This window comes from Gymnodinialimonas mytili (assembly GCF_037544085.1).
Lineage (GTDB): Bacteria > Pseudomonadota > Alphaproteobacteria > Rhodobacterales > Rhodobacteraceae > Gymnodinialimonas > Gymnodinialimonas mytili.
Window position 1 is genome coordinate 1,131,240 of record NZ_JBBIFW010000001.1, and the last position, 12,384, is coordinate 1,143,623.

Below are 12,384 nucleotides of genomic sequence, written 5' to 3' on the forward strand. Positions count from 1 at the left end.
TCAGGCATTCTCCGTCAGGGCGGCATAAACGCGGGCCAGGCCCGCGCGGGTCAGGGGGCCGGCATCGAAAACACGCGGCACGACGCCCTGCTGTTTCAGGGCGGCCTCATAGGCGGCGGCGAGCGCCGGGCTGCCGGCAATGGCGACGTCTTGGCCCAACCAATAGGGTTTGGTGGCGGCCAGTTCGGCGCCGATCAGATAGCCCGACAGACGCCCGCGGGCCTGGGCCGCGCCAAGCCCGTGCAGCACGTTCTGAGCACGGAGCGAAAACAACCGCTGCGCCAAGCGCTCGGGTTTCGAGATTGTGTCATCAACGGCCTCGGCAAAGGCCTCGGCATCCATATCCTTGCCGCTGACCGAATGGCGCAGCACGGATTGATCGGCGAGGAGCTGAAACATCTCACCCGTCATGCAGGTCTGGAAGCTGACGACCTCTTCGGCGGAGATCCGGGCCCATTTCGCATGGGTGCCGGGCAAGCAGAGCACGCCGTCGAAATCGGGCATCTGGGCCAGGAACCCGGCGATCTGGGTTTCCTCGCCACGCATCACGTCGGCAGGCTCGGACTGACTGAGGCCCGGCACCACAAGCACGTCCAGGCGCGGGTCCTGGCAGGGTGCGGGAACCGGGCCGAGTTGCGAGGGCTGTGCGGGCACGGAAACGTAAGGCGCCTCGACCCAGCCCTGGCGGGCGCCGACCATGCCGCAGGCGACCACGCGTATCTTTGTGCCGCCCAGCCAAGGTTCGATCAGCCGCAGAAGCGCGGGTTCGAACCCGTCACGGTCGAGCGTGCCCATGCCATCGGCGCTGGTGGCCTCGGCCTTGGGCTGACCGCCCACCATGGCCCAGGCGCGCAGATGGGTCGTGCCCCAATCGACGGCGATCCAATCGGCATATGTGGTCTGGCCAGTCATCCGGTCACCACGACCCCGCCATCGATCACCATGGTCTGGCCGGTCATCGCCTTGGAGGTCTTGGAGGCCAGAAACAGCACGCCGCCGATGATGTCCTCGGGGGCCAGGTGTTCCTTCAGGCACATCCGATCCATATGGGCGGCGAGCCCTTCGGGCGTAGCCCATTTGTCGATTTGCTTTTCGGTCAGCACCCAGCCCGGGGCAAGCGCGTTGACGCGGATCTTATCGGGCCCGAATTCGCGCGCGAGGCTGCGGGTCATGGCGGTGATGGCGCCATTGGCGGCGGTATAGGCGGGGTATCCAGCATTGCCCATCATATAGCTGATCGACGACATGTTGATGATCGACCCGCCACCGGCCTGTTGCATCCCTTCGATGGCCGCCTGGCAGCCGAAGAAATAGGCCTTGAGGTTGATCGCCTGGGACCAATCCCAAAACTCTTCATCGACATCGAGCGTATCGTGCCGCTGATCATTGGCGGCATTGTTGACCAGCACCGTGACGGGGCCATGGGCTGCGGCGGCCTCAGCCATACAGGCGCGCAAACGGGCTGTATCTGTGATGTCGCAGATCAAGCTCAGCGGGCGGTTGCCGGTGGCCTGCGCCATCTCGTCGGCGAAGTCTGAGGCGTCGGAGCGCTGGACAAACGCCACCTTGGCGCCCTGGCGCAGGAAGCCCTCGGTCAGGCTGGCGCCGATGCCGGAGCCGCCACCGGTGATAAAGACCGAAGCGCCCTTCAGGTCGGGATAAATCGCGGTATCTGTCACAGTCTTTGGCCCTCCAGGACCCACATCGTGTCGGGGTAATTCCACGGCAGCACAAGGCCGTGATGCATCAGCCAGGCACCGGACAGCTCGACCGGGCCTTCCTTCAGCGCGGGCATCCCGCGGCTGAGCGCGGGCGCGGTGCCGCGGTTCATCAGCGTGATGCGGTAGCGCGCATCGGCATCCAAGGCCGTCAGGCGCAGGGGGCGCGGCGCAATTTGGCTTGAGGTGGCGGCCTTCCCCGCAAAGACGACGAATTTGTCGCCTTCGCGCGTCATCTGCTGTTCGGCCAGCACCGCGGGATCGGGGCTGTCGAGACGCAGGATATCGGCGCCCAGCATCCATTGGCGGTTATACTTCCACCAGGAGGTGACCTCGCGCAGGACACGCGCCTCACGTTCATCCAATTCGCGTGGGTCCATCTCGAACCCCATATGGCGCTGCGCGGCGACCCAGGCCCGGAAGGAGATGTCGAAGATGCGCCCCGATGTATGGCAACGGCGGGGGCCCACATGGCTGCCGGTCACCGCCATGGGCAGGAACAGCGCGGCATCGTGTTGGATCCGCAGCCGCTCCAACGCGTCATTCGAGTCGCTCAGCCAGACCCGGTGGGTGCGCTGCATGATGCCAAAATCGATCCGCCCGCCACCCGACGCACAGCTTTCGATCTCCACCCGCGGAAAGGCGGCGCGCAGCCGGTCGATCAGCGCATAGGACCCGCGCGTCTGATCGGCATCGGGCATCGGCAGGACGCGGTTATGATCCCATTTGATATAGTCGATATCGTGCATCGCCAGGATCGCAGCCATGCGGTTGTAGATGAAATCCCGCACCTCCGGCAGGCCCATATTCAGCGCCTTTTGGGCCCGGCCCAAGGTCTGATCCTCGCCGCCCAGGGCCCAATCGGGATGGGCGCGGTGAATGTCACTGTCGGGGTTGATCATCTCGGGCTCAAACCAGATGCCGAAGGTCATGCCGCGCGCATGGACATGGTCGATCAGCGGCCCGAGACCATCGGGATACTTGCGGGGATCGACCTCCCAATCTGAGAGGCTGCGGGTGTCATCGTCGCGCTGGCCGAACCAGCCGTCATCGAGCACAAAGCGTTCTGCCCCCAGATCGGCGGCCCGGTCGGCGATATCCTTGAGCACATGCAGCTTGTGATCGAAATAGACCGCTTCCCAGCAATTGTAATGCACCGGTCGGACGCGGTCGGGCTGTGGCCAGGCGACGATGCGGTCGCGCAGATGGCGTTGAAACGACACCGCGCAACCATTCAGGCCGACATGGGAATAGGTGATGTAAAGCGTCGCGGATTCGAACCAGGTCGCGGCTTGCGTTTCCATCCGGGCGGCATGGCCGAACTGAATCTGACGGCGGCCATCGGGCAGCTCTTCGGCGATCATCTTGTGGCCACCGGACCAGCCGTAGTGGAATCCGTAGCATTCGCCCTGGGTGTTTGTGCAACCTTTCAGCGGCACCAAAAGGCCGGGGAAATGCTCGTGCCCCGTGCGACCCGTGCGGTTCTCACGGTAGCGCATACCGGGGGACCAGGCGGTGCGGTTGGGCTGAAATTCTCCTGTCCAGCGGCCCGCGAAATCGATCATCTCGTCGCTTTGCTGCGGTGCGGGCAGAACCGGCGCGGCCAGCCAGTGCAGGTGAACGGGCCGGGTCGCTTCAAGCCGGGTCTTGGCGGTAATGATCCGGGTGGATTCATCGATGGCAAACAGGAAGATCAGCGTAATCCCGTTGGCTTCGTCGGCATAACGCAGGTCAAGCGTGCCTTCGCCCTCGGTCGCGTCAACATAGCAGAACTTGGGCAAAAGCGGTGTGCCGTCGCCATCGCGCAGGATCAGCCCGGGCTGGCCTGGGAAACTGCGCACAGCCTCGGGACAGAGCGAGAGATCCGGATTTTCATCCAGCATCCCGCCCGTCACGTCCAAGGCATTGGCCGCATGGAGCGTGGTCAAATCCTCATCGGCGGGCAGCGGCGCGCCCCAATAGACCACCTGCGGCAGACGATCGCCAGTGGCCGCGAAGACAATCGTCTGCCGCCCGCCATCATCCAACCGCCAAACCCGTACCGGCCGCGCCGCGTGCGACGCGCGCGCGCCCACAGGCAGGTCACCAGCTATATCGCTGTCGAGCACCACATCCATGGCACATGCCCTTTTACTTCACGGCGCCCAATGTCAGGCCCGCGATGAAATGCTTTTGCATCAGGAAGAACATGGCCACCGGAGGGATGGCGGCCACAATCGAACCGGCGCTCATCAGATGATACATCGCCCGGAATTGCCCGTTAAACGCAGTGATCCCCGCGGTCACAGGCTGTGATTCCGGGCTTTGCGTCAAGACGACCGCCCAGAAGAAATCGTTCCAGATGAACGTGAAGATCAGCACGCAGAGCGCGGCGATGGCCGGGCGCATCAAGGGCAACACGACGAACCAGAAGATCCGCCATTCGCTGACGCCTTCGACGCGCGCCGCCTCGATCAATTCGCGCGGCAGGGCGCGGATGAAGTTGCGCATGAACAAGGTGCAGAACCCGGTTTGGAACGCGATGTGAAACAGGATCAGGCCGGTGCGTGTATCGTAAAGGCCCATCTGGTCGGTCAGGTCACGCACCGGTACCATGAGGATCTGAAACGGCACGAAGTTACCCGCCACAAACATGAAGAAGATCAGCAGGTTGCCCTTGAACCGGTAAACGCCCAGCGCAAAGCCCGTCATGCAGGACAGCGCCACGGCGCCGATCATCGTCGGCACGGTGATCACAAGCGAATTCCACAGATATTGCGGCATCGCGGATTGGGTGAAAACCGTCATGTAATTGGCGATCCCCTGGAACCCGCTATCGGGCCAGCCCCAGTAATTGCCGGTCGTGAAATCCTCACCGGGTTTGATCGAGAACCACATCACCGCCAGCAATGGGATCAACCAGATCAGAAGCACAAGCGGCAGGAAGGCTTGGTAGCCGATTTGCGCGGGCCGGGAATATTGCTGGATCGGACGGGGAAACATCGGCTCAGCCTTTCTCGTCGCGCCACATCTTCCACAGGAAGCCGGCGATATAGACCATCATGATCAGGAACAGGATGACGGCGATGGCAGAGCCGTAGCCCATGCGGAACCCAAACTCGCTGAGCGCCACGTCGTACATGTAGAAGGCCAGGACCGACGTGTTGTAGAAACCCGGGCCGCCATTGGTCATGATGGTGATCAGGTCGAAGCTCCGCAGGGCGCCGATGACGGTCACGACGATGGCGATGAACGTGGCGGGCCAAAGCTGCGGCAAGACCACGTACCACAGCATTTTCGGCCCCTTGGCGCCATCGAGCCGCGCGGCCTCGATCTGTTCGGGATCCACGGCGTTCAAGCCCGTCAGATACAGGATCATGCAATAAGCCGTCTGAGGCCAGAGCCCCGCGGCGATGATGCCGTAGGTGGCGTAATCGTTCGAACCCAGGATGTTCGTGCGCGGGCCACCAAACCAACTGAGCACTTCGTTCAGAAGGCCCTCATTGGGCAGGTAGAACCACGAAAAGACCAGGCCCACGACAACCTGAGACAGCACGAAGGGAAAGAAGAACAGCGATTTGTACATCCGCATCCCGAACACTTTCTGGTTCAGGAACAACGCGATGAAGAGACCACCGGGGATCGCGAACAGATATGCGATCAACCAGATGACGTTGTTTTTCAGGGATGTCCAAAAGAACGTGTCGGTCCAAAGCTGCCGGTAATTCTCCATCCCGACATATTCGGCCTGCCATACCGTATCACCTGAGCGCACGCAGCCCTCTTCCTGGGCGGCGCGGTTTCCCAATTCGGCACATTGCGCGTCGGTCAGAGCGCTGCCCTGCGCGGCGACATATTCCAGCGCATAGAGCCCGTTCCATTCGTAGAATGAGATATAGAAGCTCTGAAAGATCGGGATGATCACGTAGACCGCGAAGAACAGGAAGGCAGGCAGCAGGAACAGCCAGGGCGCGATGGCCTGTTGGCTGATCTTGCGGCGCGGTGCGGCGGGGCCACTTTGCATCGCGGGCGTGTCGGTGGTGATGGTGGCCATGCAACCAATCCTTCAAACGGATCATCGAAATGCCCGCGCCCGGTTTGGGGCCGATGGGCGGGCCCGACCCGGCGCCGCGCTGTCCGCGGGCCGGATCGGGTCGGTGTTAAAGTGACGGGCGCAACCAGGGGGCAGCGCCCATGGCCCTGCGATCAGTAGATGCGCGACCGGGCCTGTTCGAGGATCTGCAGCACCTGATCCAGGGTCGAGGGATCGACCATGAATTGCTGGAAGCCCTGCATGGCGACCTGCGCCATTTCCGCCGGTGCATCGCGGTCGAAGAATTGCGCGATCCCGCCACCGGCATTGTTCGACAGCATGTCGAACCCGGCCAGCAGGAACTCATCCTCATCCACGCCGGAATTGGCGTTGACCGGCAGCTGACCCAGATTTTCGCCGTTGTTGATCAGCGTCTGGTTCTCAGCCGAGGTCACGAAGAGCAGGAAGGCTTCCGCCGCGTCCACGTTCTCGGCATTGGCCGCGATGTGGAACGTGTCGGTCGGGGCATCTTCGCCCGGCTCGATCGAGGCATCGATCTGCGGGAACTGGTAGAAGCCCAGTTGATCGTCGCTGAGACCTGCTTCACGCAGGGGCGCTACGGCAAAGTTGCCCATCAGGTAAGCCGCCGCTTCGCCGTTGACCATGAAGGGCAAGGCCTCCTGCCAGCTATAGGTCTGGTGGTCGTCGATGAAGGCGCCCATTTCGATCAGCGTGGCCCAGTTGTCGAAGGTCGCGCGGACGCGATCATCGGTCCATTCCACCTCACCGGCGGTCAGCGCCATGTGGAAATCATAGCCGTTGGTGCGCATGTTCAGGTAGTCGAACCAGCCACCGGCGGTCCACAGGAACTTGGTGCCGATCGTGTAGCAGGCACGCCCGCTATCGATGATCGCCTGACAATTGGCCAGCTCTTCATCCCAGGTGGTCGGTGCCTCAAGGCCCAGCTCGGCGAAGATGTCTTCGCGGTAATAGACGCCCCACTGGTAGTAGGTATACGGCACGCCCCAGATGCCATCATCCATGGTCATCGACCCTTGGGTGGAGGCCAGATCTTCGGTCAGGCCGCCCTCTTCCCACAGATCGGAGATGTCCATGAACAGGCCCGCTTCCACATAGGGGGCCATGCGGTTCCCGGCATACCAGTTCACCACATCCGCGGTGCCGGATTGCAGCACGTTGCGGATCTGGGTTTTCCAGGCCTCGCGGTCGGTGATCACCAATTCGATGTTCAGATCGGGGTGCATTTCGCCGAAACGCTCGACCATGCCTTCCATCACGGCGCGGGGCGCCGGGTTCGACATGTCGGAGAAGATGCGCAAGTCACCGTCCAGGGCGTGCCCGTCGGCATGGGCCGCGCCCGAAAGCATGGTGGCTGCAGCCAGCGCCGCGGCGCCGGTTTTAAAGATGGATCGCATGGTGTCCTCCCTAGTGATCCCGTCCAGAAAAGGTTCCATTATTTGAAACCTGGTTTCTTATGTTGAAATCCTACGATGACTCGGCCTAGTCTTGTCAACAGCAAAGCGCCGCGCGGATGAGGGAAACCCGATGCGGCGGATCGCGATGGGAGGATTTGACTTTGGGGCGTGGGACGTCTGAAACGGGCGAGGGAACGGTCGGCAAGGCCTTGGCGGTGCTGGATGCCGTCGCGGCCTTCGGACGCCCTGTTCGCTTTGGCGAGTTGATGACCGACAGCCAATATCCCAAGGCCACGCTCTATCGTCTGGTACAGGTGCTGACCAAGCAGGGCATGCTGACCTACGACCCGGACCGCCAGACCTATGCGCCTGGTCTTCGGCTGGTGCGGCTGGCCCATGCGGCGTGGCAATCGGCCTCTCTGGCGCCGGTGGCGCGTCCCTATCTTGAACAGCTGTCTGCCGATGTCGGTGAGACGGTTCATCTGGCCCAGCTTGACAGCGGGCAGGTGCTTTACGTCGACAAGATCAATGCCAGGGATCCGATCCGCATGTATTCGCAGGCAGGCAAGGTCGGCCCTGCCTATTGCACCGGCGTGGGCAAGGCGATGATCGCATATCTAGCCGAACCCGACCTGGTGCCATTGATCCAACAGCAAAGCTTTCATCCGTTCACGCCGCATACCTTGGCCAATGAGACCGATCTACGCGCAGAATTGGCAGCGATCCGCGAACGGGGCCATGCCTATGACCGCGAAGAACACGAGCCGGGCATCATCTGCGTCGCCATGCCGATCCTGACCGAGGGGCGCCGCGTGCTGGGCGCCGTTTCGGTCACGTCATCCACCGATCGCACCAGCCTGGACGGGTTGGACAGCCATCTGCCGCGGATCCGCGCGGCGGTACAATCCATCGCCGGGGAGGCCCAAGCGTGGCGCTTCCCCGACGCCGCCGAATAACACGGGAGGAGCCGCGTCATGTCCGGCCTGCAATTATCCAATGTCATCAAGCGCTACGGCCAGACCCAGGTGATCCATGGGATTGACCTGGAAATCGAGCATGGCGAATTCTGCGTCTTCGTCGGCCCGTCGGGCTGTGGCAAGTCCACGCTTTTGCGGATGGTGGCGGGGCTGGAGGAAACGACCTCGGGCCAGATCGAGATCGGCAAACGCGATGTGACCCATGCCGACCCAGCGCAACGCGGCGTGGCGATGGTGTTCCAGACCTACGCTTTGTATCCGCATATGAGTGTCGGCGAGAATATGGGCTTTGGCCTGAAGATGAACGGCCACCCCAAGGCCGAGATTTCCGAAAAGGTCGGTGAGGCCGCGCGGATCCTGAAGCTGGAAGACTATCTGGATCGCAAGCCCAAGGCCCTGTCCGGCGGTCAGCGCCAGCGGGTTGCCATTGGCCGCGCGATCGTGCGCGGGCCGGAGGTATTCCTGTTCGACGAACCGCTCTCGAACCTGGACGCGGAACTGCGCGTGGAGATGCGGGTGGAAATCGCGCGCCTGCACAACGAAATCGGCGCCACGATGATCTATGTGACCCATGACCAGGTCGAGGCGATGACCCTGGCCGACAAGATCGTCGTGCTGCGCGGTGGCTATATCGAACAGGTCGGTGCGCCGCTGACCCTGTATAACGACCCCGACAACAAGTTTGTGGCCGGCTTCATCGGCAGCCCGGCGATGAATTTCTTCGATGGCACGAATGCGGGCGGCACGGTCACGGTCCCTGCCTTGGGTGGCGCCACGATGCGGGCGCCCGCAAGCCTGACCGCCGATGGATCTGTGACCGTCGGGCTGCGACCCAATCTGATGGCCCTGGGCGATGGCGACAGCCATGTCGTGGATCTGTCCGAGCGCTTGGGCGGGGTGAGCTATCACTACCTGACCGCACCCGACGGCGCCCGGATCGTCGTCGAGGCCCACGACCAGGCCGCCCCGCCGCCCGGCACCAAGACCGGCATCGCCTTCAACGCCGATGACGCGCTGTTCTTCGATGCCAAAACCGAGGCGCGGTTGCGCTAAGCGCTGTCGATGGGCCGCACGCGACCCAGCGAACACACTTTCCGACGCGCTAGGCCCTGCGCCCCACATGGCGCAGCCGCAGCGCGTTGACGACGACAAGCACCGAGCTAGCAGCCATCGCGCCCGCGCCCAGCATCGGGTTCAGCATCGGGCCGCCAAAGGGCACCAACAGCCCCGCGGCCACTGGGATCAGCGCGACATTGTAGCCGAACGCCCAGACCAGGTTTTGACGGATATTGGCCATCGTGGCGCGGCTAATCTGCACCGCATCGGGCAAGCCGGTGACCTGCCCCGCCGTCAGAACCACATCGGCGGCCTCCATGGCGATGTCAGTTCCGGTGCCCAGCGCAACGCCGACATCGGCGGCAGCCAGCACAGGCGCATCGTTGATCCCATCCCCGACAAAGGCCACACGCAGGCCCTGCGCCTGCCATGCGGCAACAGCGGCCTGTTTGTCGCCCGGCGACAACCCGCCCTGCGCATCGGTGATACCAATCGGATCGGCCAATCCATCGACAGCCGCCTGCGCATCGCCAGACAAGATCGCAGTGCGCTTGCCCGCATCCCGTAACCTTGCGATGGCCGCGGCGGCCTCGGGCTTCGCAGGATCGGAAAAGCGGAACGTGGCGCGGTAGGTCTGCCCGACAGCCAGCAGCACCTCGGTGCTGGTGGCGGGATGATCCGGCACCGAGAGCCCCAAGCCGCGCAGAAACGCCGCATTGCCCAGTGCGACGTCCTGCTCACCGACGCGCGCGGTGACGCCACCGCCGGGATGATTGCGAAAATCGTCGGCGTTGGGCAGGGTCAGCCCCCGCCCCTGAGCGTCCCGCAGAATCGCCTGGGCCAACGGGTGGTCGGATCCGGCCTCAACCGCCGCGGCGATGACGCGGTCTGTGTCCGTGCCGTCGAAAGAGGTCAGCTCGGGGCGACCGATGCTGAGCGTGCCGGTCTTGTCGAAAGCAACCAGATCCACCTTGCCCAGGGCTTGCAGCGCCTCTCCCCTGCGGAACAGCACACCAAGCTCTGCCGCGCGGCCCGTCCCCGCCAGGATCGAGACCGGCGTGGCCAATCCCATCGCGCAGGGGCACGCAATGATCAGGACCGAAACCAGCGCCACAATAGCGCGATCCCCTGCCCCGGCGGCAAACCAGACCGCACCCGCCAGCAACGCGATGACCAGCACCACCGGCACAAAGATCAACGTGACGCGGTTGATCAACGCCTGAACCGGCAGACGCGTGGCCTGGGCATCTTCGACCATGGCAACGATACGGCCCAAAGCGGTATCGGCGCCAACGGCCTGGGCACGCAGCACCAGGGTTCCGGCGCCGTTCATCGTGCCCGCAGATACGGGATCACCGGGGGATTTGGCGACCGGGATCGGTTCACCGGTCAGCATCGCCTCATCGAGATCGGATGCCCCGTCGACCACCACACCATCGACCGGCACACGGTCACCGGGGCGCAGCCGCAAATGGTCACCGGGGAAGATCGCCTCCAGCGCGACCTCTTCATCCGGGGCGCCATCGCGCAGGCGCAGGGCCGTGTCGGGGGTCAGCGCCATCAGGCCCGCAATCGCCGCGCCCGCCTGGCCGCGCGCCCGTGCCTCAAGCCAGCGACCGAGCAAGATCAGAGTAACGATCACCGCAGCAGCTTCAAAATAGACATGGGCGCCTTCGACAGGCACGGCGTCGGGCGCCAGGGTCACAAGCGCGGACCAAAGCCAGGCGGTACCAGCCCCCAAGGCGACAAGGCTGTTCATTTCGGGCGCACCCCGCGCCAAGGCCGGCAGCCCGCGTTCGAAGAAGACGCGGCCCGGCCCGATCAGCACCGCAGCGGTGAGGATCAATTGGCCAAGACGGATCGTCTGCTGACCAAATGTGCCGAAAAGCCAGTGGTGAAAGGCCGGGATCGCATGGCCCAACATCTCGGACAGAAACACCGGTAAGGTCAGGACCAGCGCCAGAAGAAACGCGTTGCGCAAGGCGCGCGGATCATCGCCATCAGAGACGTCGTTTTGAGCGGGAGCAATCGGGGAAATCGGATAGCCCGCGTGATCCATCGCGGCGCTCAGCTGCCCGGTATCGGCGCCGGACATCGTGACATCGGCCCGGCGCGTCGCAAAGTTCACCCGCGCGCGCAGGACCCCCGGCACAGCCGCCAGGGCCCCTTCGGCGCGCGCCGCACAGCCGCCGCAAGACAGGTTGCCGACAGCAAAGCGCAAGGTTTGGGTCGCATGATCACGGGCCATATCAGGTATGTATATCGATGATCGCCCCAGAAAAAGATGCGGGCCTAGCCCTGCGGCAATGCCGCCAGATAGCTGCCATAACCGGTTTTTCCGAAAAGTCGTGCACGTTCAGCCAGTTGTGCCGCATCTATCCACCCCGACGAGAAGGCGATTTCATCGGGAGAGCCCACCTGAAGACCCTGGCGCTGGGTCAGCGTGCGCACGAAATTGCCCGCATCCAGCAGGCTTTCATGGGTGCCGGTATCCAGCCAGGCATAGCCACGCCCCATACGCTCGACCGTCAATGTGCCGTCGGCCAGATAGCTTTCCAGCAGAGACGTAATCTCCAACTCGCCACGTTCGGACGGTTCCACCTGTGCGGCGCGCTCCGGGGCGCTGCCATCCAGGAAGTAAAGCCCGGTGACCGCGTAGTTCGATGGCGGTTTGGTCGGCTTTTCGATGATCGATGTCACGGCGCCGTCGGGGGCAAAATCCACCACGCCGTAGCGTTCAGGATCGGTCACACGGTAGCCGAACACGGTGCCCCCTTCGGTCACTTGGTCCGCTGTGGCCAGCACCTCGGGCAAGCCATGGCCGAAGAAGATGTTGTCGCCCAGCACCATCGCCGAGGGGGCGCCGTTCAAGAAGTCGCGCGCCAGCAGATAAGCCTGCGCCAGACCATCAGGCGATGGCTGTGCGATATATGTCAGGCTGAGGCCCCATTGACTGCCATCGCCCAGCGTGCGCTGAAACTGATCCTGATCTTGCGGGGTGGTGATCACGGCGATCTCGCGGATCCCGGCCAGCATCAGGACGGATAGCGGGTAATAGATCATCGGCTTGTCGTAGATCGGGACAAGCTGTTTGGACACACCGATGGTTACCGGATAAAGCCGAGTGCCCGAGCCACCGGCCAGAATGATACCTTTGCGCGTCATGGAGATGTCCTTTGTGTCGT

The 12,384-nt window shown here is 63.3% G+C and carries 10 protein-coding genes; 2 read left to right on the top strand and 8 right to left on the bottom strand.

Annotated features, from left to right (window positions below):
- From V8J82_RS05525 to V8J82_RS05550, 6 genes are all read right to left on the bottom strand, one after another.
- Positions 1-912, bottom strand: coding sequence for a 2-dehydro-3-deoxygalactonokinase (locus V8J82_RS05525; RefSeq protein WP_339972983.1), 912 nt, complete (start codon positions 910-912; stop codon positions 1-3).
- Complete coding sequence (locus tag V8J82_RS05530) at positions 909-1,679, bottom strand: SDR family NAD(P)-dependent oxidoreductase (protein ID WP_339972985.1); 771 nt, start codon at positions 1,677-1,679, stop codon at positions 909-911. Before V8J82_RS05530 ends, V8J82_RS05525 begins: the two co-directional genes overlap by 4 nt.
- Entirely contained in the window at positions 1,676-3,835 is a 2,160-nt protein-coding gene (locus V8J82_RS05535) for an alpha-galactosidase (RefSeq protein ID WP_339972987.1), read from the bottom strand. Before V8J82_RS05535 ends, V8J82_RS05530 begins: the two co-directional genes overlap by 4 nt.
- A 13-nt stretch (positions 3,836-3,848) precedes the next feature.
- The gene (locus tag V8J82_RS05540; RefSeq protein ID WP_339972988.1) at positions 3,849-4,700 is read right to left on the bottom strand and encodes a carbohydrate ABC transporter permease; all 852 of its coding nucleotides are present in this window, start codon (positions 4,698-4,700) and stop codon (positions 3,849-3,851) included.
- Between the two features lie 4 nt (positions 4,701-4,704).
- Positions 4,705-5,721, bottom strand: coding sequence for a carbohydrate ABC transporter permease (locus V8J82_RS05545; protein ID WP_439650046.1), 1,017 nt, complete (start codon positions 5,719-5,721; stop codon positions 4,705-4,707).
- Between the two features lie 182 nt (positions 5,722-5,903).
- Positions 5,904-7,166 carry an ABC transporter substrate-binding protein gene (locus V8J82_RS05550; protein ID WP_339972990.1) on the bottom strand — a complete coding sequence of 421 codons (1,263 nt, stop codon included), beginning with the start codon at positions 7,164-7,166 and terminating at the stop codon, positions 5,904-5,906.
- 116 nt (positions 7,167-7,282) lie between these two features.
- Between V8J82_RS05550 and V8J82_RS05555 the strand changes: the two genes are divergently transcribed.
- Together V8J82_RS05555 and V8J82_RS05560 are read left to right on the top strand one after the other, a co-directional pair.
- Complete coding sequence (locus tag V8J82_RS05555; protein ID WP_339972991.1) at positions 7,283-8,122, top strand: IclR family transcriptional regulator; 840 nt, start codon at positions 7,283-7,285, stop codon at positions 8,120-8,122.
- An 18-nt stretch (positions 8,123-8,140) separates the two neighbouring features.
- The gene (locus tag V8J82_RS05560) at positions 8,141-9,196 is read left to right on the top strand and encodes an ABC transporter ATP-binding protein (RefSeq protein WP_339972992.1); all 1,056 of its coding nucleotides are present in this window, start codon (positions 8,141-8,143) and stop codon (positions 9,194-9,196) included.
- Positions 9,197-9,245: 49 nt separating this feature from the next.
- Here the strand turns inward: V8J82_RS05560 and V8J82_RS05565 are convergent, their stop codons facing one another.
- Both V8J82_RS05565 and rfbA read right to left on the bottom strand, forming a co-directional pair.
- On the bottom strand, positions 9,246-11,447 hold the full coding sequence (locus V8J82_RS05565; RefSeq protein WP_339972993.1) for a heavy metal translocating P-type ATPase: 2,202 nt from the start codon (positions 11,445-11,447) through the stop codon (positions 9,246-9,248).
- 44 nt (positions 11,448-11,491) lie between these two features.
- Entirely contained in the window at positions 11,492-12,364 is an 873-nt protein-coding gene (rfbA, locus tag V8J82_RS05570; protein WP_339972995.1) for a glucose-1-phosphate thymidylyltransferase RfbA, read from the bottom strand.
- Between the last annotated feature and the right edge of the window lie 20 nt (positions 12,365-12,384).